The organism is Kribbella sp. NBC_01505, from assembly GCF_045040285.1.
Classification (GTDB): Bacteria; Actinomycetota; Actinomycetes; order Propionibacteriales; family Kribbellaceae; genus Kribbella.
On the sequence record NZ_CP109425.1, the window covers coordinates 5,404,474 to 5,425,468 of the forward strand.

The 20,995-nt window shown below is 67.8% G+C and carries 26 protein-coding genes; 13 read left to right on the plus strand and 13 right to left on the minus strand.

The window, feature by feature from the left end:
* Nucleotides 1-346: 346 nt before the first annotated feature.
* The 6 genes from OG474_RS25515 to OG474_RS25540 are packed head-to-tail and all read right to left on the minus strand — an operon-like array spanning nt 347 to nt 5,398.
* On the minus strand, nt 347-1,051 hold the full coding sequence (locus OG474_RS25515; RefSeq protein ID WP_405056088.1) for an MBL fold metallo-hydrolase: 705 nt from the start codon (nt 1,049-1,051) through the stop codon (nt 347-349).
* The gene (locus OG474_RS25520) at nt 1,048-1,695 is read right to left on the minus strand and encodes a DsbA family protein (protein ID WP_405056089.1); all 648 of its coding nucleotides are present in this window, start codon (nt 1,693-1,695) and stop codon (nt 1,048-1,050) included. The genes OG474_RS25515 and OG474_RS25520 overlap by 4 nt, the downstream gene beginning before the upstream one ends.
* Nucleotides 1,692-2,171 (minus strand): pyridoxamine 5'-phosphate oxidase, encoded by a 480-nt coding sequence (locus tag OG474_RS25525; RefSeq protein WP_405056090.1) that lies wholly within the window; start codon nt 2,169-2,171, stop codon nt 1,692-1,694. The genes OG474_RS25520 and OG474_RS25525 overlap by 4 nt, the downstream gene beginning before the upstream one ends.
* 44 nt (nt 2,172-2,215) lie before the next feature.
* Nucleotides 2,216-3,310, minus strand: a complete 1,095-nt coding sequence (locus tag OG474_RS25530) for a hypothetical protein (RefSeq protein ID WP_405056091.1) — start codon at nt 3,308-3,310, stop codon at nt 2,216-2,218.
* 49 nt (nt 3,311-3,359) lie between these two features.
* On the minus strand, nt 3,360-4,454 hold the full coding sequence (locus tag OG474_RS25535) for a hypothetical protein (protein WP_405056092.1): 1,095 nt from the start codon (nt 4,452-4,454) through the stop codon (nt 3,360-3,362).
* Nucleotides 4,451-5,398 carry a DMT family transporter gene (locus tag OG474_RS25540; RefSeq protein WP_405056093.1) on the minus strand — a complete coding sequence of 316 codons (948 nt, stop codon included), beginning with the start codon at nt 5,396-5,398 and terminating at the stop codon, nt 4,451-4,453. The genes OG474_RS25535 and OG474_RS25540 overlap by 4 nt, the downstream gene beginning before the upstream one ends.
* A 54-nt stretch (nt 5,399-5,452) precedes the next feature.
* On the opposite strand from OG474_RS25540, the gene OG474_RS25545 reads away from it, so the two are divergent.
* Complete coding sequence (locus OG474_RS25545) at nt 5,453-6,370, plus strand: LysR family transcriptional regulator (protein ID WP_405056094.1); 918 nt, start codon at nt 5,453-5,455, stop codon at nt 6,368-6,370.
* A 68-nt stretch (nt 6,371-6,438) separates the two neighbouring features.
* A complete protein-coding gene (locus OG474_RS25550; RefSeq protein WP_405056095.1) occupies nt 6,439-7,902 on the plus strand; it encodes a benzaldehyde dehydrogenase in 1,464 nt (487 codons plus the stop codon).
* Here the strand turns inward: OG474_RS25550 and OG474_RS25555 are convergent, their stop codons facing one another.
* Nucleotides 7,903-8,661: an IclR family transcriptional regulator gene (locus OG474_RS25555; protein WP_405056096.1), complete on the minus strand. Its 759-nt coding sequence runs from the start codon at nt 8,659-8,661 to the stop codon at nt 7,903-7,905.
* A 69-nt stretch (nt 8,662-8,730) separates the two neighbouring features.
* On the opposite strand from OG474_RS25555, the gene pcaH reads away from it, so the two are divergent.
* Genes pcaH through OG474_RS25585 form a run of 6 tightly spaced genes read left to right on the plus strand, consistent with a single transcriptional unit; the run spans nt 8,731 to nt 13,489 of the window.
* The gene (gene pcaH / locus OG474_RS25560; RefSeq protein ID WP_405056097.1) at nt 8,731-9,480 is read left to right on the plus strand and encodes a protocatechuate 3,4-dioxygenase subunit beta; all 750 of its coding nucleotides are present in this window, start codon (nt 8,731-8,733) and stop codon (nt 9,478-9,480) included.
* Entirely contained in the window at nt 9,473-10,015 is a 543-nt protein-coding gene (gene pcaG, locus OG474_RS25565; RefSeq protein WP_405056098.1) for a protocatechuate 3,4-dioxygenase subunit alpha, read from the plus strand. Before pcaH ends, pcaG begins: the two co-directional genes overlap by 8 nt.
* Nucleotides 10,012-11,184: a lyase family protein gene (locus tag OG474_RS25570; RefSeq protein ID WP_405056099.1), complete on the plus strand. Its 1,173-nt coding sequence runs from the start codon at nt 10,012-10,014 to the stop codon at nt 11,182-11,184. The genes pcaG and OG474_RS25570 overlap by 4 nt, the downstream gene beginning before the upstream one ends.
* Nucleotides 11,177-11,941, plus strand: a complete 765-nt coding sequence (locus OG474_RS25575) for an alpha/beta fold hydrolase (protein WP_405056100.1) — start codon at nt 11,177-11,179, stop codon at nt 11,939-11,941. The genes OG474_RS25570 and OG474_RS25575 overlap by 8 nt, the downstream gene beginning before the upstream one ends.
* On the plus strand, nt 11,938-12,315 hold the full coding sequence (gene pcaC / locus OG474_RS25580; RefSeq protein ID WP_405056101.1) for a 4-carboxymuconolactone decarboxylase: 378 nt from the start codon (nt 11,938-11,940) through the stop codon (nt 12,313-12,315). Before OG474_RS25575 ends, pcaC begins: the two co-directional genes overlap by 4 nt.
* On the plus strand, nt 12,308-13,489 hold the full coding sequence (locus tag OG474_RS25585) for a 4-hydroxybenzoate 3-monooxygenase (protein WP_405056102.1): 1,182 nt from the start codon (nt 12,308-12,310) through the stop codon (nt 13,487-13,489). The genes pcaC and OG474_RS25585 overlap by 8 nt, the downstream gene beginning before the upstream one ends.
* 1,006 nt (nt 13,490-14,495) lie before the next feature.
* On the opposite strand, the gene OG474_RS25590 is transcribed toward OG474_RS25585, so the two are convergent.
* The 3 genes from OG474_RS25590 to OG474_RS25600 are packed head-to-tail and all read right to left on the minus strand — an operon-like array spanning nt 14,496 to nt 16,764.
* Entirely contained in the window at nt 14,496-14,888 is a 393-nt protein-coding gene (locus OG474_RS25590) for an MAPEG family protein (RefSeq protein WP_405056103.1), read from the minus strand.
* Nucleotides 14,885-15,844: a hypothetical protein gene (locus OG474_RS25595; protein ID WP_405056104.1), complete on the minus strand. Its 960-nt coding sequence runs from the start codon at nt 15,842-15,844 to the stop codon at nt 14,885-14,887. Before OG474_RS25595 ends, OG474_RS25590 begins: the two co-directional genes overlap by 4 nt.
* A complete protein-coding gene (locus tag OG474_RS25600) occupies nt 15,841-16,764 on the minus strand; it encodes a glutamate-cysteine ligase family protein (protein ID WP_405056105.1) in 924 nt (307 codons plus the stop codon). The genes OG474_RS25595 and OG474_RS25600 overlap by 4 nt, the downstream gene beginning before the upstream one ends.
* Nucleotides 16,765-16,820: 56 nt before the next feature.
* Between OG474_RS25600 and OG474_RS25605 the strand changes: the two genes are divergently transcribed.
* Nucleotides 16,821-17,282, plus strand: coding sequence for a MarR family winged helix-turn-helix transcriptional regulator (locus tag OG474_RS25605; protein WP_405056106.1), 462 nt, complete (start codon nt 16,821-16,823; stop codon nt 17,280-17,282).
* Between the two features lie 58 nt (nt 17,283-17,340).
* On the opposite strand, the gene OG474_RS25610 is transcribed toward OG474_RS25605, so the two are convergent.
* Nucleotides 17,341-17,712 (minus strand): MmpS family transport accessory protein, encoded by a 372-nt coding sequence (locus OG474_RS25610; RefSeq protein WP_405056107.1) that lies wholly within the window; start codon nt 17,710-17,712, stop codon nt 17,341-17,343.
* 205 nt (nt 17,713-17,917) lie between these two features.
* Here OG474_RS25610 and OG474_RS25615 point away from each other — a divergent pair, with 205 nt between their 5' ends.
* The 3 genes from OG474_RS25615 to OG474_RS25625 are packed head-to-tail and all read left to right on the plus strand — an operon-like array spanning nt 17,918 to nt 19,228.
* Complete coding sequence (locus OG474_RS25615; protein WP_405056108.1) at nt 17,918-18,226, plus strand: ArsR/SmtB family transcription factor; 309 nt, start codon at nt 17,918-17,920, stop codon at nt 18,224-18,226.
* On the plus strand, nt 18,219-18,638 hold the full coding sequence (locus OG474_RS25620) for an SRPBCC domain-containing protein (protein WP_405056109.1): 420 nt from the start codon (nt 18,219-18,221) through the stop codon (nt 18,636-18,638). The genes OG474_RS25615 and OG474_RS25620 overlap by 8 nt, the downstream gene beginning before the upstream one ends.
* The gene (locus tag OG474_RS25625) at nt 18,638-19,228 is read left to right on the plus strand and encodes a TIGR03086 family metal-binding protein (protein WP_405056110.1); all 591 of its coding nucleotides are present in this window, start codon (nt 18,638-18,640) and stop codon (nt 19,226-19,228) included. The genes OG474_RS25620 and OG474_RS25625 overlap by 1 nt, the downstream gene beginning before the upstream one ends.
* A gap of 95 nt (nt 19,229-19,323) precedes the next feature.
* On the opposite strand, the gene OG474_RS25630 is transcribed toward OG474_RS25625, so the two are convergent.
* Nucleotides 19,324-19,695, minus strand: a complete 372-nt coding sequence (locus tag OG474_RS25630; protein ID WP_405056111.1) for an MmpS family transport accessory protein — start codon at nt 19,693-19,695, stop codon at nt 19,324-19,326.
* Between the two features lie 305 nt (nt 19,696-20,000).
* On the opposite strand from OG474_RS25630, the gene OG474_RS25635 reads away from it, so the two are divergent.
* Complete coding sequence (locus OG474_RS25635; protein WP_405056112.1) at nt 20,001-20,558, plus strand: hypothetical protein; 558 nt, start codon at nt 20,001-20,003, stop codon at nt 20,556-20,558.
* Here OG474_RS25635 and OG474_RS25640 read toward each other — a convergent pair.
* Nucleotides 20,509-20,982, minus strand: coding sequence for a hypothetical protein (locus OG474_RS25640; RefSeq protein ID WP_405056113.1), 474 nt, complete (start codon nt 20,980-20,982; stop codon nt 20,509-20,511). The genes OG474_RS25635 and OG474_RS25640 overlap by 50 nt on opposite strands.
* Between the last annotated feature and the right edge of the window lie 13 nt (nt 20,983-20,995).

Consider the following 20,995-nt stretch of genomic DNA (forward strand, 5'->3'; position numbering starts at 1 on the left):
CGCCCGCCCAGCGACGGACTCCAGCGACCTGAACAACAGCGGAACCACCAGCAACCTGCACCTCGACCGCCGACGGCACTCCACCCGCCTCAGCCAGAGCCCGTCCGCCCCAGGCCACGTGCCACCTCGGTCACCGGCCTCGCCATCCCCCGCAACCGTAGAACCGCTCAGCCACCCGCCTCAGTAATACCGGCCGCAGCGGCGCCCACCGCCGCCCACGCCGCCGGCCGAGCCAACAGCCGGGGGTTTGAACAGGACGTGGTGGGCTTGGACAGGTCATACCTTGTTCAAGCCCACCACCCGGTCTCCACACCCTCGACAGCTGGCAGCGTGGACGCGCGCGGGTTTACCAGCCTCGGGATTGCCAGGTCTCTACGTGGGGGCGTTCGGTGGCGATGGTGGTGTCGGGGCCGTGGCCGGGGTGGATGACGGTGTCCTCGGGGTAGCTGAGGAGGTGGCGGACCGACGTCATGATGGCGGCGAAGTCGGTCAGCGGGTACTCCGGGCTGGTGAGGCCGGGGCCGCCGGGGAAGAGGGTGTCGCCGGTGAAGAGGTGGCCGGGGATGTGGACGGTGAGGCTGCCAGGGGAGTGGCCTGGGGTGGGGATGACGTCCACCTGCAGCGAACCCAGGTTCAGGGTGGTGGGGGTGGCGATCTCCTGGTTCTGGTGGCCGTTCCAGAGTGGGATGCCGGGGGTGGGCCGCGGGGCTTGGCCGTTGGCGACCAGGTCGGCGGTGGCTGTGCCAGCGTCTAGGTAGCCGTGGCGATCCAGGTGGTCGAGTTCGGCCGCCCAGACTTCGCGTTCCGCCGGGTGGCCGATGATCGGGGCGTGCAGGGATTCGGCGAGGGCCGTCAGTGCCAGCACGTGGTCGGCGTGGGCGTGCGTGATCAGAAGCCCGATGACGTCGTACGGCGCGGCCGCCGCGGCCAGGTAGTCCGGGTCGTCACCGGGGTCGATGATCAACGCTGGCTGCCGGCCAGGCAGGTCAGGAGCGATCAGCCAGCAGTTGGTATCGAGGTAGCCGACAACCAGCCGTTCGAGCCGAATCATGCGGCCTGCTTGAGAATCCGCTCGGCCCATTCCGGGTCGGTGTTCTGAGCAATCGGATACCCCTCGGCGAACGGCCCCTCCCAGCGAACCGTGATCCCCGGGTTGTGCACCGAAGAACCATCCGGCAGGAAGAACTGCGGACTGCCCTGTACGGCGTCGGTCACGGCGACCGCATGGTCAGCCATCATCGTGGACCGAGCCCGCCCGTCATCCAGCGCAGCGGCCAACCCGGTGCTGTCGATTCCGACCTCACTGGCCACGTCGAGGATCACCTGTCGATGACCGATCGACCGAGAGCCCAGCCAGAACGCCCGCCGCAGTGCATGATCCAGCTCTTCGGACTCCCGCAGTCCCTGCTCCTTAGCCGCATGGACCGCCTCGGCCGCGAGCAGCACCGTCGATGGATAAGCCCAGTCCGGCTGCGACCAAAGCCGGAAGCCGGCCTCGGGCTCCAACTGGCCAAGCCCGACTGCCTCACTGTCCGTACCAGGTCGCGGATGCGGTCCGTTGAACAGCTCAAGCGCGAACGTGTGATGGTCCAACTGGACGTCCACACCGAGCCGCTCCCGCGCCACCCGGAGCCGATGGATAGCCACATGAGCAAACGGACACAGCAGATCCGACCAAACCTTGATGGTGCTCACTCGCTGTCCACGTGGTCAGCACCCGCCGGGTTGCTGCTGAAACTCTCCGGAGTGATCAACACCGCCGTACGGCGATCTTCCGCCATCGCCCGGTCGTACTCCTCCAGATCCGGATGCTCGCCGCCCGCCGCATGGTAGATGTCGCGAAGCAGTTGGCGCAGCGCCTCCGCGTCCAGTTCCGGCAGCTCGTCATCGGGCCCGGCCAGCTGGACCGACCCGGTCACGCCCGTCCAGTCCCATCCCGCCCGGAACACCAGCGTCGCCCGCGGCGTCCGCCGAAGGTGAGCCAACTTCGCAGTCCGCCCCCGCGCAACAAGCGCGACCACCGGCTCACCCGTCACCGGATGGTCCACCACGCCAGCGTTAACCACCGAAGCAGCCGGCTCCCCAGAGCGACGCTGCGTCACGAGTACGGCGAGCCATGAGTCCTGGCGCCCAAGCGCCTTGATGCGCTCCAGCCCTGTCCTGATATCCATACCAAGACCTTAACGGACCACGGTCCGCTTCTTCAAGAGCCGGTCTAGCCGAAGTACGGATACCGCAGAAGCGTCGGGCCGAGCTCGATCCGGGCCTTCAAGCCGTCTGCGAGGTCGGAGTCTGTGATTGCGGGCAGGTGTTCACGCAGTTCGTGGGCCTGGTAGCGCAGTCGCCGCGACAGGCGAAGCTCGTCGGGCGTCAGCTTCGTCGCTGCGGCGAGCCGCTGTCCCTCCTCGAGCGTGGGGGTCGTGGCCAGCCACTGGGTGATCGCTTCATCCACTGTCGGGCGCTCGGGCAGTTCGGCGTTTCCAGTCCAGTAGAGCAGTTTCAGGGCGGCGCGGTCGGGGGTGTCGATACCTCGTACGGCGGCGTCGCGGTCGAGGGCGTAGGTGAGCTCGGTCCAGGGTGGTTGCTCGGTGTCGCGGTACGTGTGCGGGCTCCGCAGGAAGGACCACCACAGATCACGGTCAGGGCCTGCTGCCGGCTGGTGTTCGTCCAGCCATTCCGCGCGCTGGCCGTCGGTGAGTTTCAGCAATTCCTTGCCGTAGGCATTGAACTGCTTCTTCTCGCCGTCGAAGGTTACTCGTGCCTTGTGATTGAGGTGCTGCTCAGAGTGCGGTCCGCCGAGCATCTTGGCCACCGTCCCCGGCGGTCCATATGCCGGGTCGGACATCGCTACGTTCATGGTGGTCGAGACCCCTGGCACCCAGTACAGCGAGAAGTCGGCTCCTGGCCACTGCGGCGCACTGTCCAGGCTGAAGCCGTGGCCTTCCACCACGGCCCGAAGGTCCTCGATGTTCAGCACCTGCCGGAACCGGCCGTACCGGTTGCGCAGTCTCAGCCCAGCGATCCGGCGTGCCCTCCGGCGGTTTGCCTTGGTCAACCGGTGGTTCTGGGTACCGGCGTAGCTACAGATCCACTGGTCACTGCCGCGCTCGCGGCTCCAGCCGAAGTCGACGAGTCCGTAGTCGGTGTTCGCGTACTCCCAGGTCGACCCGTCCTCCCAGGGCTGGTCGTAGAAGTCGTCGTGGCCGAGGACCTCTTGGACGGTGGCCAGGTCACTGGTGGCATCGACACCGAGGACGGTGCCGGTGATCGCCAATCCGGCGAAGAAGTCGAGGTCGGTCAGATGAGTCACGTAGGTATGGTCTCCGAAGAGGGGGTTGAATGCGGGACGTCGGCCGCGGCTAACCGAAGTAGGGATAGCGCAGCAGTTGCGGGCCGAGCTCGGTCCAGGATTTCAGGGCGTTGGCGAGGTTGGAGTCTGTGATCGCGGGCAGATGGTCACGCAGCTCGTGGGCCTGGTAGCGCAACCGCCGGGACAGGCGCATCTCGTCGGGCGTCAGGGTGGTGGCGGCGGCCAGTCGCTGGCCCTCTTCGAGGGTGGGGGTTGTGGCCAGCCACTGGGTGATCGCTTCGTCGAGTGTCGGGGGCTCGGGCAGTTCGGCATTTCCGGCCCAGTAGAGAAGTTTCAGCGCGGCGCGGTCGGGTGTGTCGATACCTCGTACGGCGGCTTCGCGGTCCAGCGCGTATTTCAGCTCGGTCCAGGGTGCCTGGTCGTTCTCGGCGGATACGAAACGGCTCCGTAGGAAGGACCACCACAGATCGCGGTCCGGGCCTGCGGCCGGCTGGTGTTCGTCCAGCCATTCCGCGCGTTGCGCGTCGGTCAGCTTCCGCAATTCTTTGCCGTAGGCATCGAACTGCTTCTTCTCGCCGTCGAGGGCTACTCGTGCCTTGTGGTTGAGGTGCTGCTCGGAGTGCGGTCCGCCGAGCATCTTGGCCACTGTCCCCGGCGGCCCCCAGTCCGGATCGGACATCGCGACGGTCATGGTGGTCGAGACCCCCGGTACCCAGAACTCCGAGAAGTCGGCTCCCGGCCATTCCGGCGTACTGTCCAGGCTGTATCCGTGGTCTTCCACGACGCCCCGGAGGACCTCGATGTTCAGCACCGGCCGGAAGCGGCCGTACCGCTCGCGCAGTTGCAGTCCCACGGTCCGGCGTGCACGCCGGCGGGTAGCTCTGATCATCCGGTGGTTCTGCGTACCGGAGTACTGGCAGATCCACTCGTCGCTGCCGCGCTTACGTCCCCACCCGAATTCGACCAAGCCGTAGCCGCAGTACGCGTACTCCCAGGTCGATCCGTCCTCCCAGGGCTGCTCGAAGAAATGATGGTCGCCGAGCACCTCCTGCACGGTGGACAAGTTGCTGGTGGCATCGACGCCGAGCACGGTGCCGGTGATCGCCATGCCGGCGAAGAAGTCGAGGTCGGTCAGGTGGGTCACGTGAGCATGATCTCTGGCTGTGGGGTCGGCCGCACCTGGGTTTCCGTGACGGTGCGGGTCGGCCACTGGACGATCAGTACGGCGGACAGCACGACCGCGCCGCCGAGGACCTGCAGTGGGCCGAGGTGTTCACCGAAGACAATCGCGGCGGAGACGACCGTGACGACCGGCTCGAGGATGGACAGGATCGAGGCCACCGACGGGCCGACGCGGGCCATGCCGGCGAAGAAGAGCAGGATCGCGGCGACCGTGCTGACCAGCGACAGCGTGGCGAGCCATAACCAACCGGTTGGTTGGATGTTGCCGAGCTCCGCGAGCGGGCCGTCGGCCCCGCGGACGAGAGCTGCGACCAGGAACGTTCCAAAGGCACCGATGCAGACCAATGCCGCGAGAGCGAGCGGCGGTACGGCGGCCGTCGTGCGATCGCCGACGAGGATGTAACACGTGTAGACCACGGCCGCGCTGATCGCCAGCAGCGCACCGGTCAGGTTGAAGCGGCCGGACGAGGCGCCACTGAGGACGAGGACGATCCCGGCCAGCGCCATCCCGAGCGCCCAGACCCGGCGGCGGGATGCACGCTCGCGGCCGAGCAAGATCGCGCCGGCCATCACCAGGATCGGGTAGAGGTACAGCAGCAACGCGACCAGCGACGCGTCGATCCGGGTCAGCGCGGAGAAGTACAGCCCGGCCTGAGCGGCGTACCCGAAGACGCCCATGCCGAGGCTGGTCAGCACCGCGCGCCGCGGGATGCCGCGGAAGACTCCCCGGGCCAGCGCGATCGCCATCAGAACCAACCCGGCCAGCCCGAACCTGACCAGCAGAAGTGCGTCGACCGACACACCTTCGTCGTACGAGAGTTTGCCGAACATGGCCATCGCCCCGAAAGCGGCGGCGGAAAGGAGACAGAAGAGGGCGCCCACGAGAACGATGATCCGGGCGTTCAACTGTTCACGTCTATCACAGCTTGTTGGACATGATCGTGTAGCTATTCTGAACAGATGCTCGACCTCCACCGCCTCCGGCTGCTCCGCGAGGTCCACGACCGCGGCACCGTGCACGGCGCCGCCCGCGCGCTCGGCTACACGCCCAGCGCGGTCTCCCAGCAGCTGTCCGTGCTCGAACGCGAAGCCGGTACGCCGTTGCTCGAGCGGATCGGCCGGAACGTCCGACTGACCGCGGCCGGCCACGTCCTGGTCCGCCATGCCGCGACCCTGCTGGAGGGAGTCGAGGCGGCCGAGGCCGAGCTCGCATCCGTCGCGGCGGGCCGAGTGGCCGGCGTCGTCCGGATCGCATCCTTCCAATCGGCCTTCCTGCGGATCGTCGCCCCCGCCGTACGGGCGTTGGCCCAGACGCACCCGAATATCCGGGTCGAAGCGACCGAGGGCGAGGTCGAGCAAGCCGTTCCGGCGCTGCGGCTGCAGCAGCTCGACCTGGTGGTTGGCGATGAGTACGACGGTCAGCCGCGACCGGTGCACGCCGATCTGCAGCGAGAGCCCTTGCTGCGCGAGCACATCCGCGTCGTACTGCCGGAGGGCCACCCGGAAGTGAAGGCCCGCGTGCAGATCTCGCGCCTCGCCGACATCGCGTGGGCGGCCTGTCAGCCCGGCACCGGCCACCGCGAGATGCAGGTCCGCGTGTGCCGCGAGTACGGCGGTTTCGAACCGGACCTGCGCTACAGCTCCGACGACTTCCTCATCCTGCTCGAGCTCGTCCGTACGACGGGCGCCGCGGCTCTGCTCCCCGATCTGGTGCTCCGCCACGGCACCCCGGGCGTCGTCGTACGGCGACCTGCCGAAGCCGACGTCGGCCGCGCCGTCTACCTGCTCACCCGCCGCGCCCGCACTCCACCGGTCGACGCTGTAGCCGCAGCCCTCCGCGACAGCGCTCGAAAGGAAATGACCGCAGAGTCTCACTGAGTGGAAGCTGAGGGTTGTAGGCCCTTCCGACCCCTCCTACGGTGACGCCACCAACGAGGAGGGGCGACATGACGCTTCTGGACACCGCTGACTGGTCGGGCCACGTCTTCAAGGCGGGGAGCTGGCAGCCGGGTCAGGCCGGTCAGTACGCCGTCGTCGAGCCCGCGACCGGCGCTGAACTCGGCCGGATGGGCCGGGCCGGTGTCGAGGATGTCACCGAAGCCGGGCGGGCCGCGGCCGAAGCCCAGCGAGCGTGGGCGGCGCTTCCGCATCCGGCCCGCGCAGCGGTGATGCGCCGGGCCGGTGATCTGTGGCAGCAGCACGCCGAGGAGATCGCCAGCTGGAACACCCGCGAGGTCGGTGCGACTCCGGGGATTGTCGGCTTCTCGCTGCACATCGCCGCCGAGGAGTGCTACCAGGCGGCCGGGCTGCCCGGGCATCCGCTCGGCGAGGTGTTGTCGTCGGAGGAGGCGCGGCTCTCGATGGCACGTCGGATGCCGGCCGGAGTGGTCGCGGTGATCTCGCCGTTCAACGTGCCGATCATCCTCGGGATCCGCTCGGTGGCCCCGGCCCTTGCCCTCGGCAACGCGGTGATCCTGAAGCCGGACCCACGGACCGCGGTGACCGGTGGCGTGTTGATGGCGCGCATCTTCGAGGAGGCGGGACTACCTCCCGGCGTACTGCAGATGCTTCCGGGTGGCGCGGACGTCGGACAGGCACTGGTGACCGATCCGAACGTCCGCGTCATCTCGTTCACCGGCTCCACCGGCGTCGGTCGCCGGATCGGCGCGCTGGCGGGTGAGCACCTCAAGCGCGCGCACCTCGAGCTCGGCGGCAACTCCGCGCTCCTCATCCTCGACGACGCGGACATCGAAGCGGCCGTCAACCTGGCCACCTGGGGTTCGTTCTTCCATCAGGGCCAGATCTGTATGACGACCGGTCGTCAGCTCGTGGCAGCTGCCGTGTACGACGACTTCGTGGAAGCCCTTGTTGCCAAGGCCGAATCGTTGACGGTCGGAAACCCCGCGCTGGAGGAAGTTGCCCTCGGCCCCGTGATCGACGCCGGGCAGCGGGACAAGATCCACGGCCTGGTGGGCGCATCCACGGCCGCGGGCGCGAAGCTTGTTGCTGGTGGCACCTATGAGGAGCTGTTCTACCGGCCGACCGTGCTGGCCGACGTACCGGTTGACGCACCGGCGTTCAGCGAAGAGATCTTCGGTCCGGTCGCGCCGGTGACCAAGGTCGCGTCGGTCGAAGATGCCATCCGGCTGGCCGGGGCGAGTGACTACGGGCTGTCGCTCGGCATCGTCACCAAGGACGTGATGCGCGGGCTCGCGGTCGCCGAGCAGATCCCGACCGGGATCGTGCACATCAACGACCAGACCGTGAGTGACGAGGCGAACGCGCCGTTCGGCGGGGTCCGCGCCTCGGGGACCGGTTCGCGCTTCGGCGGTACGACGGCCAACATCGAAGCGTTCACCGAGACCCGCTGGATCACGATGCGCGGGACCCCACCGACGTACCCGCTCTAGTCAGGCAGTGATGCTCCGGCCGATGCCCTGCGCCGCGACCTGGAGCGCGGCCAGCAGGGCGGCCCGATGCGAGCGGAGGTTCGGTACGACGAGGCCCACCGCGGCGACCACCGGACCGTCCGGGCCGAGCGGTCGGATCGGTACGGCGACTGAGCAGGCGCCGAGGGTCATCTCCTCGGTCGTGGTTGCATAGCCGCGCTCGCGGATCTCGACCAGTTGCTTCTCCAGCCGCCCCGGATGCGTGATCGTGTGCGGGGTGAAGCGGGTGAGCTGCGTCATCGCCTCCTCCTGGATGGCGACCGGCGCGTGCGCCAGCAGCACCTTGCCGACCCCGGTGGAATGTAGCGGCAGGTAGGAACCCACCGTGCTGACCACCGGCACCGACATCCGGCCGGTGAGCCGCTCCAGGTAGAGCGTCCGGATCCCCTCGCGGATCGCCAGGTGGACGGTTGCGCGGGTCGCCGCGTGGATGTCGTTGAGGAACGGGCCGGCGGTCTCGCGCAGGCCGCTCGGCAGCGGTGCGAGCAGGCCGACCGTCCACAGTTTGCGGGCGACGACGTACTGGCCGTCGGACTGCCGGCTGAGCGCGCCGCCGGTGACCATCTCGCCGATCAGGCGATGCGCGGTGGGCAGGGGCAGGTCGGCGCGGGCGGCGAGCTCGGACAGCGTCAGACGTCGGTGCTGCTCGTCGAACGCGAACAGCAGACTGAGCGCGCGGGACACCACCGTCGCGCCCGGGGTGGAAACTCGGCCCGCCATCTCGATAGTCCTTCCACTCAGCGGAAGGCCATAGTGGCACGTGCGGGCCCTGATGGCGACGATGAGCGGATGAACGAGACCGCTGCGTTGCCGACCCAGGAGCAGATCTCCGCCGAGATCGCCGCCGCCCCGGCCGGCCGCGCGGATCCGGTGCTCGGATTCGCGCCGTACCGGAGCTCGTTGCTGCGGTTCCCGACCAAGGACCTGCGGCAGGCCGACCCGGAGGGCGCAGAGCTACTCGCTCCGGTCTTCGGCGAGCACGACATCGATCCGCTCGAGTCGGACCTGACCATCCAGGCCGGCGGCGAGCCGCTGGGGGAGCGGATCCTGCTCACCGGTCGCGTGCTCGACGGCGACGGCCGCCCGGTCCGGCATCAGCTGGTCGAGATCTGGCAGGCGAACGCCTCCGGCCGCTACATCCATCAGCGCGACCAGCACCCGGCGCCGATCGATCCGAACTTCACCGGTGTCGGACGCTGCCTGACCGATGCCGACGGCAACTATTCGTTCACCACCATCAAACCCGGCCCGTACCCGTGGCGGAACCATCGGAACGCCTGGCGGCCGGCGCATGTCCACTTCTCGCTGTTCGGCACCGACTTCACCCAGCGGCTGGTCACCCAGATGTACTTCCCCGGCGATCCGCTGTTCGGGCTGGACCCGATCTACCAGTCGATCACCGACCTGGCCGCGCGCGAACGCCTCGTTGCGACGTACGAGCACGACCTCTCCCAGCACGAGTGGCTGCTGGGCTACCGCTGGGACATCGTCCTGACGGGGTCCCACGCCACTCCGCTGGAGGACGAGAACCATGCCTGAGCGCACCCCCGGCCAAACCGTCGGCCCGTTCTTCCACTACGCCCTCCCGTACGACGGCGATCGGCAACTGACGCCGCTCGGGACCGGCATCCGGTTGCACGGCATCGTGTACGACGGCGCCGGCGTACCGGTTCCGGACGCGCTGCTCGAGATCCGCCAGGCCGACGCGGCCGGGGTGGTGCCGTCCGTTCCCGGATCGTTGTTGCGTAACGGCGTCTTCACCGGCTGGGGCCGCAGCAGCACGGACGGGGCCGGGGAGTACTGGTTCTCCACGGTCGAGCCCGGCTCGGTCGACGGCGGCGCGCCGTTCTTCGCGGTGACCGTGTTCGCGCGCGGGCTGCTCGACCGGCTGTTCACCCGGATCTACCTGCCGGACCACCCAGCGCTGGAATCGGATCGCCTGCTGGCGACCCTCGACCCAGCCGAACGAGCCGCGATGATCGCGACCCGCGCCGACGACGGATCGCTCCGCCTCGACCTGCATCTGCAAGGCGACAACCAGTCGATCTTCCTCACCTACCCGAGGCACCAGTGAGCGACCTGCTCGAACCAGGTCGGCATCGCGCCGTCGGTCTCGGTGACGACGGGCTCTGGCTCGCGTTGCTGGAGGTCGAGCGCGCCTGGCTCGCAGCCTTGGTCTCGAGCGGCCACGCCACCGATGCACACTTGAAGGCCCTCACCGCGGCCATCGCCGAGGGGGTTCCACTGCCAGCTCCCGAGACGATCGAGAGCGCCGGCAGCCCGGTCGTCGAGCTCGTTCGCATTCTGCGCGCGGCCGTCGGCGAGGACGCGGGGCGACACGTCCACCGCGGGCTGACCAGCCAGGACGTGCTCGACTCCGCGTTGATGCTGCTGGCCAAGGACGCACTCGGCCGCGCCGACACCTATCTGACGCTGACCGCTGCCGCGCTGGCCGAACTCGCCCGCACCCATCGAGAGTCGCTGATGGCCGGTCGCACGCTGACCCAGTACGCCGTACCGATCACTTTTGGTTTGAAGGCTGCGCAGTGGTTGGTCGGTGTGCTGGATGCGCGGGATGCGATCCGCGACTGCCGGCCTGACCTGCCAGCGCAGGCTGGGGGAGCTGCTGGGACCCGGTCGCTGCTGGGCACGCTGACCGACGCCCCGGATGCGGTGGTCGATGCGTTCGCTGCCGAGCTCGGGTTGCGGTCGGTGCTGCCGTGGCACACCCGCCGTACGCCGATCACCCGTGTCGCCGATGTGTTGGGCGAGGCGTGTGCGGCGGTCGGAGTCATCGCGGGGAACGTCTTGTTCTTGGGGCGTCCAGAGGTCGGCGAGGTTCGGGAAGGGCGGTCCGCGGGGAAGGGGACGTCGTCAACGATGCCGCACAAGGCGAACCCGGTGCTCAGCGTGCTGGTTCGGAGCGCTGCGTTGCAGGTGCCGCCGCTGGTCGGCCACCTGCACACCTGCAGCGCGCTCGCGGTTGATGAGCGTCCCGATGGCGCCTGGCATGCGGAATGGCCTGCATTTACTCGGGTTTTGACCCTCACGGTGACCGCGCTGTCCCAGACGGCCGACCTCGTCGGTGGGCTGGAGGTCGACGCCGCGGCGATGTCTCGGCGGGCTCAGACTGCTGCCGCCGAGCTGTTGGCCGAGCGTGGGACGGGGACCGATCCGGCGGACTATCTGGGGTCGGCGACTGCGTTTGTCGATCAGGTGCTGGCGAGGTGGGATCGTGGTTGAGCTGACCTGCACCGACTTCGGCGGCTCCGGCGAGCTGCTGATCATCGGGCCGTCGTTGGGGACCTCGGTCGAGGCGCTCTGGGGTGCGTGTGTCCCGCATCTGACACCGTCGTTCCGCGTCGTCGGTTGGGATCTGCCCGGCCACGGCCGCACCGCACCGGCGACCGGGTTCGACCTCGTGGACCTCGCCGACGACCTCCGCAAGATTGCCACCGACCTGAGCACCGATAGAGCCTGGTACGCCGGGGTGTCCGTGGCAGGCGCGGTCGGGTTCGCGCTCGCGGTCGACCCCGGACCGTTTGGCGCCATCGCCACTCTCGCTGCAGCGGCCAAGATCGGCGAACCCGGTCCTTGGTATCAACGCGCCGACTTGGTCCGGACGGCCTCGACCTCCGCGGTGATCGCGGGATCGATCGAACGATGGTTCCACCCCGGTTTCACTGATCGCGATCCCCGGACGACCGCGCGGTTGCTCGACAGCCTCACCGAGGCCGATGCCCGGTCGTACGCCGCGACGTGTGAGGCGCTGGCCCGGTTCGACGTGCGGGATCGGTTGGGTTCCGCGACCGTGCCCGTGCTGGTGGCATCCGGTCGCCACGATCGCGTCGTACCGCCTGAGCTGGCTCGGGACTCGGCAGAGCGATTGCTGGGGGCAACGACGTACGTGTTCGAAGGTAGTGCGCATCTGCCGCCGGCCGAGGAGCCGGCCGCGGTGGCTGGTGTCCTGACCGAATTCTTCCAGCGAGGTGGGCGATGAGCGATCCGACGTACGACGCCGGGATGCAGGTCCGTCGTGAGGTGCTGGGGGCCGAGCACGTCGACCGCGCCGAGGCCGGCAAGACCGCGCTCACCGCGGACTTCCAGGAACTGATCACCCGCTATGCATGGGGTTCGATCTGGACACGGCCCGGACTGGATCGCCGGATGCGCAGCGCGATCACGATCACCGCGCTGATCGCTGGTGGGCATTGGACTGAGCTTCCGATGCACCTGCGGGCCGCGCGCCGGAACGGGCTGAGTGACGAGGAGATCACCGAGGTGCTGCTGCAGTCAGCCGTGTACTGCGGGGTGCCCGCCGCGAATCATGCGTTCGCGATCACGCAGGAAGTCCTGAAGGATTCTGATGACTGAACTGACGCGGACCCAGGTCGGGATCGTCGGCGGTGGGCCTGCGGGGCTGATGCTTTCGCACCTGTTGGCGCTGGCCGGGATCGATTCGGTCGTGGTTGATCGTCGTACCCGCTTGGAGATCGAGAACACGGTCCGCGCCGGGATCCTCGAGGAGGACAGCGTCCGGCTGCTCGTCGAGACCGGGGTGTCCGACCGCGTCCGGCGGGAGGGGATCGCGCATGACGGCATCGTGCTCCGGTACGGCGGTGAGAGTCATCGGATCGACTTCAAGGGGCTCGTGGGGGCCGCGTCCTGGTTGTATCCGCAGACCGATGTGTTCATCGACTTGGCTGATGCTCGCGATCGCGATGGTGGCGATGTTCGGTTCGGGGTCGGTGATACGCGGGTTGTCGATGTGACGTCGGATCTGCCCGGCATCTTGTTCACTGCGGCCGACGGGAGTGCGCAGGAGGTGCGGTGCGACTATCTGGTGGGTGCGGATGGTTCGCATTCGATGTGCCGGATGGAGGTGCCGGCGGAGCTGCGGAAGCACTATGTTCGTGAGTATCCCTTCGCCTGGTTCGGGATTCTGACCGAGGCGCCGAAGAGTGCGCCGGAGTTGATCTACACGCATTCAGCGCGCGGGTTCGCGTTGATCAGCCAGCGGACGGACACGCTGCAGCGGATGTACTTCCAGTGCGACCCCGACGAAGACACTGACGCTTGGTCCGACGACCGGATCTGGTCCGAACTGCAGGCCCGCGTTGCCGGGCCGGACGGTCTGAGTCTTAACGAGGGGCCGATTACCAGTAAGACGGTCCTTCGCTTCCGCAGTTTCGTCGCCGAACCGATGCGCTACGGCCGCCTGCTGCTGGCCGGCGATGCCGCCCACACGGTCCCACCTACCGGAGCCAAGGGCCTCAATCTCGCGCTGGCTGACGTTCGTGTCCTGGCCGAAGTTCTGGAACGCGCTCTTGCTGGCAAAGACGTTCTCGGCGAATACGGACCGCGCGCGCTGACCCGCGTTTGGAAGGCCCAGCACTTCTCCTATTGGATGACCAGCATGCTCCACACCATTCCCGGTGCCAACGACTTCGACCTCCGCCGCCAACTGGGCGAACTGACCACCATCACCACGTCAATCGCCGGCTCCACCCTCCTCGCCGAGTCCTACACCGGCTGGCCCAAAAGCTAACGTCCGAAGGTTCGTAGTACGTGGTTGGCGGTTTTTTCGGACGTTGTGGTGCGGGGTTGGCCGGTACGGCGGGGGTGCGCTGGGATGCGGCCGGTGGGGTCGGTTCGTGGTTGTTCGCCGTTGCGGCCGGTTGGGAGGGGTGGTTGGGTTGCGAGGTTGCTGGCGGTGTTGGGTCGTGGTGGGTTGGGGGCTTTGTCTGGGCAGGAACCCCGCCTTCCTGAATGTGCTCGTCCCGTCCGTTCGCTCGGATTCGGCCGGGGGCGTCGGCGGTGGCTGGTCGCCGCTGCGGCCGGATTTACTGAGACGGGTGGCTGGGGTGGTCTTCGGTTGAGGGGGATGGCGAGGCCGGTGACCGGGTTCTGGTTGCTTGTGGTTGGCGGGCTACGGTTGCGGCCGGTCGCGAGGAGGCCTGATAGCTGACCCGCCGCGGTGGTTCTTCACTGGCCACCGATGTCCGCCAGGGCGGTCGTGCGCTGTTCACCTCAGGCAACGGTCACTGTCATCGCGGCCCCTTTGTGTAGCTCAGCCATAGCCCGTCAGCCGTAGACGACGAAGAGCCGCGGTCACTGGCCTCGCCATCCCCCTCAGCCACAGATCTGCCGCACCCGAAGGTTCAGTGGCCGCCGGAGGCGGGCGTATCGCGTCTTTGTGGAACCAAATAGGCGCCCAGCGACCACGAGACTCCACAAAGACGAGCAGAACCGAGTCCCGCCAGCGATTCGTAGCGCGCGACGGCCCGGCCGCCGTCCAACAGGGCGAAATGCTTCGTGGATGCAGCTTTGCGGGGTTCTACTGTCATCCAGCGGCAGCAGATCCCCGTGAACCGGGCAAACCTGCAGTCGCTGGGGTTAACGTCCGAAGATACGAAGACCAGGTACTGCGATCGTTCGGACGTTAGGCGTTCTGGCACGAGCGACTGCAGGTAGTCGGGTTCGTACGCGGTTGCGCGGCTGGGCTGGGCTTATGCGAGTGCGATCCGTCTACGACCTGCTGTTCTTCGTGGTGGTCAGAGGGTGGCTAGGGCGGTGATGCTGATGGCTAGGCCTACTACATAGGTGCCTAGGGCGCCTAGGTAGCGGAGGGGGCCGTGGCTGGCTAGGGAATTGGCGGTGAGCATGCTGACGGCGTGGGCTGTGCGGACGATGAGGGCGGCGATCGCGAGGGCGTCGACCAGCCAGCTGTCGGACAGGGCTGAGCAGACCAGGAGCAGGGCGAGCATGGTGGGGATGTATTCGGCTGAGTTGCCGTGAGCTCGGATGGCGATCAGTAGTGGATCTGCCGGGTCGGTCGGGGCCTGGTTGCCGCTGCCGCGGATGGCTCGCTGGCGGGTGACGTTGGCGCCGAGCAGGAAGAGCAGCATGCCGAGCAGGGCCATGCAGACAACGGTGATGGTGCTCATGTGAGGACTCCTTTGCGCGTGTGGGTGAGGTGCTGGACGATCGAGTGGCTGAGGGTGGTGCCGAGGAGGGCATCGGTTTTGTGCATGCCGCCGGGGCAGGTGACGTTCACTTCGATCAGCCGGCCGCCGATCACGTCGGCGCCCGCGATGGTGAGGCCGTGCCGGACGAGGATCGGGCGGAGGGCGGTGGCGATTGCCTCGTCGGCGGCATCGATCGGGGCGACGGAGACGGGCGGGCCGATCCGGAAGTCGCCGGCCTCAGGTCGGCGGAGGACTGCGCCGATGATCTCGCCGTCGAGCAGGAAGAGCCGTTTGTTGCCATGCGCAACGGCCGGCAGGTACTCCTGGGCGATCACCTGCCGCCGGCCGCCGTGGGTGGCCGACTCCAGCAGCGAGGTCGCCGCGTGATCGTCGTGGACCAGCCAGACGTCGAGCCCGGCGAATCCGTCGACCGGTTTCACGACCGCCGTCCCGGTCCGCGCGACGAACTCGCGGAGCGCGGCGACCGACGTACCGACGTAGGTTGCTGGGCACAGTTCGGGGAAGCGCAGAGCGATCAGCTTCTCGTGTACGGCGCGGATGCCGTCCGGCCGGTTGATGACGCGGGTGCCGGCCAGGTCGAGCAGGTACGTCGCGTGCAGGTAGCGGTCGTCGACCGGCGGATCGATGCGGAGGTGCACCGCGGCGAAGTCGCCGACGTCGACCAGTCCGCTGCCGAGTTCGTCGTACCAGCTGGGGTCGACGATCCACCGGTGATCGCTACCAGGGCGTCGCGGCCGGAGGCGGATTCGATGGGCGCGCGCCCGCAGGCGACCGTCGATGACGGCGAGCTCCTCCGGCTGACAGCACCAGACCTCGTGCTCGAGGTCCTGCGACGCGGCCATCAGCCCGATCGTCGCGTCGACCTCGGGCTGCAGGCCGACCAGCGGATCGGTGACGAACAGGATGGCGTTCATGCGACCAGCTCCAGATCGAGTTCCCCGGCGGCCGAGGCTCGCCACTGGGCAGCGAGCTGCGCCCGACCCGGTTCGAGAGAGCGCAATACGTGGCGGCGGTGGGCGTCGTCGTACATCAGGCTTGTGAATGCGTCGATGACGCGGCCGACGGTGGCTGGTTCTTGCGCGTCGAGGAAGCGGACCTCCAGGTACGTCGATCGCGGGCGAACCGGCGGGAACATCGTGGTGAGGTGCTCGGCCGGGCCGCCGCTCGTGAAGACCGTCGCGCCGGCGGCGAAGGCGGTGTACGCCGCGACCGGATCGTCGCCGCTGAGCAGCCGATCGTCGAAACCGGTCCGCGCGGGGTCGGCCTCGAGCCACGTGGTGAGCCGGCCGTGCGGGCCGGAGCTTCGGGCGAAGGTCGCGGCGAGGTACGGGCCGGCGAGGTTGAGGACCCGCCATTGCTCGGCTCCGGCCTGCCCGGGCCACCAGTCGAGGCAGATCTGGGTGGACGCGGTCCGGCGCATCATCCGGCGACCGGCCGGTCCGATCGAATCGAAGTGCCGGTGCATCGCGACGTACCGGGGGCTGGTCAGTTGCAGCGGCACCTCGTGCTCGGGGCGCGGGTCGACCGGGAGCGCGTAGGTGCTGAGGCGGGCCGCCGTGAGGCGGTGCGTGAGGTCGTCGACCAGCGTGCGGAGCTCGCCGGCCGGGTCGAGGGTGCACGGCAGGCTCAGTTCGAGCTGGCCGCCCGGCTCGAATCCGACGTACGGCGCCGCTGCGGAGCCCTCGGTCGCGCGGCGGACGCGCTCGATCGGTACGGCGGCGCCGGTGGTGGCGTCGGCGACCAGGAACTCCTGCTCGACGGCAACCCGGACACTTCGCCGCCGGCCGCGGGCGAACAGCTCCGCCACCAGCGGGTGCAGTTCCTTCGGATTCATGACCACTCCTGATACTGTAAGGATTCCTGTCGAAATAATGGAAGGAATCCTTACGAGTGTCAAGCGCTGAAGTACCCCGACTCGGACGCAAGCCGTTCATCGCCCTGGTCGACCGCGCCAATCGCGCGCTCCAGGTCGACATGGTTCGCGAGATGCACGAGCGCGGGTATCCGAAGATCAAGCAGGCCCACAACGCGATCTTCGCGACCCTGCGATTGGAGGGCTCCCGCTCGGCGGACATGGCCACCCGTTCCGGGATGACGCGGCAGTCGATGGGCGAGCTGGTGCGGGAGATGGTTGCCCTGGGCATCCTCGAGATGCGGCCCGATCCGCAGGATGGCCGCGCCAAGCTGGTCACCTACACCGAGTTCGGCCTGCAGGTCGCGGCCGTCGGCTACAAGCGCCTCTTCGACCTGGAAGAACGCTTCGCCGAAGAATTCGGCCCCGACGAGTACGCCGTCGCCCGCGACGTCCTGTCGCGCGTGGCCGACGTACTGGACCGCTGGGCGGAGGAGTGATGCTTCGACTGTCGGCAACGTGTCCGTTGTCGACAGCCCCCCTCTGGTGGTGCGGGTTTCAGCTCTGCGTGTAGTCGCAGGCGGCGATGGCGGCTTCGCCCTTGGCGGTGGCCGTTTTGACCTGCTTGCCGTCGACCTCGATCACGCAGGTCAGGGTGCCTTTCTGATCGATGCTGTTCTGGGCGGAGACCTGGTAGACCGGCAGATCCGTCTTGATCTTCAGGGTCTTCGTCCACGGTACGGCCGTGCCGGTCGACTGCTCGGTCGTCGTCGAACCGTCGGTCGTGTAGGTCAGATCGGCCTTCTTCGACGTACCGCTGATCTTGTAGACGACCGTGTGTTCGGTGGCGGCCGCCGCGCTGCAGCCACTGATGCCGACGGCAAGGATGCCGGCGACGGCTACGGTCACGTGCTTCGTGGTGAGCTTCATGGAGATTCCTCTACGGCAGGGGATTGTCGAACCTCGGACGATCCCTTATGTGCAACGGCTCCCGGTCTTCACCGGAGTTACCACTCCGTTGTGGAGTGGTCCAGTTGTGCGGTTGGTTGTGGAGCCGTGGGGCGGACGCGGTGTGGACCAGAGATATGTCGGGAATGGTTGACATGTCGGAAGATCCCGACATATTCTCCGGGGTATGACGGATGCGTTCGCGGCGCTGGCCCACCCGGTACGGCGGCGGCTGCTGGAGTTGCTGGTCGACGGGCCGCGGACCGCGGGGGACCTGGCCGCGCAGTTCGAGCTGAGCCGGCCGGCGGTCGCCGAACACCTGAAGGTGTTGCGGGATGCGGAGTTGGTGCGGGATCGGGCCGAAGGGCGCGAGCGGCACTACTCGCTGCAGGGCGCGCCGCTGGCGGAGGTCAACGCCTGGCTGCATCCGTTCGAGCAGTACTGGCGGCCGCGGCTGCGGGCGCTGGCTGAGATCGCGGAGGACTTGGATGAGTGACACAGCCATTGTGGTGGATCAATTCGTGGCGGCGGCGCCGGAGCAGGTCTGGCGGGTGCTGACCGAGCCTGAACTGCTCGGCCGCTGGTGGGCGCCGGGAGATATCGCGCCGGTCGTCGGCCACCACTTCCATCTGCAGATGCCCAAGTGGGGCGAGATCGCCTGCGAGGTCACGCATGTCGACCCGCCGGCCCGGCTGACCTACACCTTCAACGGTGACTGGACTCTCGACTGGCGGCTGGCCGCCGAAGGTCGCGGTACGCGCCTCTTCCTCGAGCACTCCGGTTTCGATCTCGACAATCCCCAGCACCGCAACGCCTTCGAGCGGATGGGCCCGGGCTGGCGCGACGCCGTACTGCCGAAGCTCGCCGAGGTTGCCGCTGATCTCTCAACTGACCAAGAGGTCTCGTGATGATGTCCGACGCTGCCGAGCGGTTCGGCAGGGCGACCGACGGGTTCGCTGCGCGAGTGGACGCCGTACGGAGAGACCAGTGGCAGACGCAAAGCCCTTGCCCGAAATGGACTGTTCGGGACGTCACGGTGCACGTGATCAACGAGGCTCGCCGGATGCTCGCGACCGTGCGGCAGACCGAGCCCGAGTCGTTGTACGGCGTGCAGGTCGCGCCGATGGGGGAGTTGCCGGAGACTGAGCCCGGCGCAGATCTGCCGGCCGCCTTCCGGTCGATCGCGGCGGGGTTGGTTGCGGCGATCGACGATCCCACCTGCCGGCAGGTCGAATTGCCGACCTTCGCCGGGCCGCAGCCGTTCGCAGAGCTCGTGGACACATTGCCGGAGGACGTGCTGATTCACACCTGGGACGTCGCTCGGGCGACAGGCGGGGATGAGCGTCTTGATCCGGAGCTGGTGGAGTACGTCTTCGAACGGTTCAAACCGCTGGACGAGATGCTTCGGCAGCCGTGGGCCTTCGGGCCGAAGATCACTCCGCCGGAGGGGGCCGATGTGCAGACGCAGTTCCTCTGCTTCGTGGGTCGCCTGACCTGAAGTTGTTTGCAGGTGAGTCCGCTGGGTGGAGGACTGGTGATTCGACTGTCGGCAACGTGTCCGTTGCCGACAGCCCCCCTCTGGTGGTGCGGGTTTCAGCTCTGCGTGTAGTCGCAGGCGGCGATGGCGGCTTCGCCCTTGGCGGTGGCCGTTTTGACCTGCTTGCCGTCGACCTCGATCACGCAGGTCAGGGTGCCTTTCTGATCGATGCTGTTCTGGGCGGAGACCTGGTAGACCGGCAGATCCGTCTTGATCTTCAGGGTCTTCGTCCACGGTACGGCGGTGCCGGTCGACTGCTCGGTCGTCGTCGAACCGTCGGTCGTGTAGGTCAGATCGGCCTTCTTCGAGGTGCCGCTGATCTTGTAGACGACCGTGTGTTCGGTGGCGGCCGCCGCGCTGCAGCCACTGATGCCGAGAGTGATGATTCCGGCGACCGCGACGATCGAGTGCTTGATGCTGACGTTCATGTGGATTCCTTCGGGTCAGGGACCTTGTCGGCGGGTGTGACGGCCCCCTCGGGTCGGCGGATCCACTCTGGTTCCGGAGTAATCGATCTGTTGCCGAGTGGTCTACCCCCGCGCGCTCATCCAGGATCAAGTGGTCCAGAAAAGTGCCTGGGGCAACGGGATTACCCAGTCGCCGACCTGAAGGGTTCTTCGGGTGCGACCCCTTGGGCTGGGACAATTTGGGCATCGACTAGGGCTGGGGGTTCACGATGCGGGCTTATCGCGTCATAGCCGGTGTTACGGGGTTGGTCGGAGTGCTGGGGGCGGTGGGGATTCAGCTCGGGACGGTGAGTGCGGAGCGGACTTTCGCGACGACCTCAGGGGTTGCGCAGAGCTTGATCTCGATCGGGGCGCCGTTCATCGGTGCGGTGGCCGGGGCTCGGCGGGAGCGGTCGCTGTTCAAGGTCGCGTTCGGGTACGCGGTGGGCTTGGCGGCGCTTGGGTTGGTGGCGTCGATTCTTGTTGCCTCGTTGGTGCCGTCGACCGCGAGTGATCCGTGGAAGCACGCGCCGGTGATCATTGTTGGCGCCTTCGTCACCCAGCTGGTGGCTCAGTCGCTCGGCACCGGATTCGGCATGCTGATCGGCCGCGGGGTGATCGCGTCGATCCTCACGATCGTGCCGCCGCTCGGCGTGTACGGCGTACTGCACGCTGCTGCACCTGGCGCGCAGGGACTGACGCCGTACGGGTCGGCTCAGTTGTGGTGGAAGGGCGAGTTCGGTGGTTCGGACGTACTGCCGTTCCTGGTGATGGTCGCCGTGTGGTGCGTCGCGCTCAACGTCGCGGGGTTCTACCGCGCACGGTCTCGACAATCCGCAGTGTGATCCCGGACACCAAGGCGGCCGCGCCGAGGATGCCGAGCGTTGCGAAGGCCCAGGTGGCGCTGCTCGTCGGATCGTCGTGACGGAGACCGATCGTGGTGGCGAGTTCGCTGAGTTTGAACTCGTCCACCGCGTCGAATCCGTCGGCCGCCATCGACGTCGAGAGCTTCAGGACCTCCTGGCGTTCGGAGGCCGTGAAGCCGCCCTCCGGCGTACCTGAACACGGAAGCTCGTTGCCGGTGGTCCGATCGACGACGATCACCGTCGGCTTACAGGCCGGCAACCGCCCGGACGTGGACGGCTCGAGGACCATGACCTGATAGCTCAGCTTGGTCGTCGAGTCGGTCACGATCGCGCCGATCAGGCCGATCACCCCGGCCAGGGCGCCGCTGATCAGCAGCAGCCTGGCGGTACGTCGTACGGTCATCCGCCGAGGATCT

What these genes read in the sequence shown, in the direction of transcription:
- OG474_RS25515 (WP_405056088.1), bottom strand. Translation starts at nt 1,051, where the DNA reads ATGATTCGGCTCGAACGGCTGGTTGTCGGCTACCTCGATACCAACTGC.
- OG474_RS25525 (WP_405056090.1), bottom strand. Translation starts at nt 2,171, where the DNA reads ATGGATATCAGGACAGGGCTGGAGCGCATCAAGGCGCTTGGGCGCCAG.
- OG474_RS25545 (WP_405056094.1), top strand. Translation starts at nt 5,453, where the DNA reads ATGCTCGACCTCCACCGCCTCCGGCTGCTCCGCGAGGTCCACGACCGC.
- OG474_RS25550 (WP_405056095.1), top strand. Translation starts at nt 6,439, where the DNA reads ATGACGCTTCTGGACACCGCTGACTGGTCGGGCCACGTCTTCAAGGCG.
- OG474_RS25555 (WP_405056096.1), bottom strand. Translation starts at nt 8,661, where the DNA reads ATGGCGGGCCGAGTTTCCACCCCGGGCGCGACGGTGGTGTCCCGCGCG.
- pcaH (WP_405056097.1), top strand. Translation starts at nt 8,731, where the DNA reads ATGAACGAGACCGCTGCGTTGCCGACCCAGGAGCAGATCTCCGCCGAG.
- pcaG (WP_405056098.1), top strand. Translation starts at nt 9,473, where the DNA reads ATGCCTGAGCGCACCCCCGGCCAAACCGTCGGCCCGTTCTTCCACTAC.
- pcaC (WP_405056101.1), top strand. Translation starts at nt 11,938, where the DNA reads ATGAGCGATCCGACGTACGACGCCGGGATGCAGGTCCGTCGTGAGGTG.
- OG474_RS25585 (WP_405056102.1), top strand. Translation starts at nt 12,308, where the DNA reads ATGACTGAACTGACGCGGACCCAGGTCGGGATCGTCGGCGGTGGGCCT.
- OG474_RS25590 (WP_405056103.1), bottom strand. Translation starts at nt 14,888, where the DNA reads ATGAGCACCATCACCGTTGTCTGCATGGCCCTGCTCGGCATGCTGCTC.
- OG474_RS25595 (WP_405056104.1), bottom strand. Translation starts at nt 15,844, where the DNA reads ATGAACGCCATCCTGTTCGTCACCGATCCGCTGGTCGGCCTGCAGCCC.
- OG474_RS25600 (WP_405056105.1), bottom strand. Translation starts at nt 16,764, where the DNA reads ATGAATCCGAAGGAACTGCACCCGCTGGTGGCGGAGCTGTTCGCCCGC.
- OG474_RS25610 (WP_405056107.1), bottom strand. Translation starts at nt 17,712, where the DNA reads ATGAAGCTCACCACGAAGCACGTGACCGTAGCCGTCGCCGGCATCCTT.
- OG474_RS25615 (WP_405056108.1), top strand. Translation starts at nt 17,918, where the DNA reads ATGACGGATGCGTTCGCGGCGCTGGCCCACCCGGTACGGCGGCGGCTG.
- OG474_RS25620 (WP_405056109.1), top strand. Translation starts at nt 18,219, where the DNA reads ATGAGTGACACAGCCATTGTGGTGGATCAATTCGTGGCGGCGGCGCCG.
- OG474_RS25625 (WP_405056110.1), top strand. Translation starts at nt 18,638, where the DNA reads ATGATGTCCGACGCTGCCGAGCGGTTCGGCAGGGCGACCGACGGGTTC.
- OG474_RS25630 (WP_405056111.1), bottom strand. Translation starts at nt 19,695, where the DNA reads ATGAACGTCAGCATCAAGCACTCGATCGTCGCGGTCGCCGGAATCATC.
- OG474_RS25640 (WP_405056113.1), bottom strand. Translation starts at nt 20,982, where the DNA reads ATGACCGTACGACGTACCGCCAGGCTGCTGCTGATCAGCGGCGCCCTG.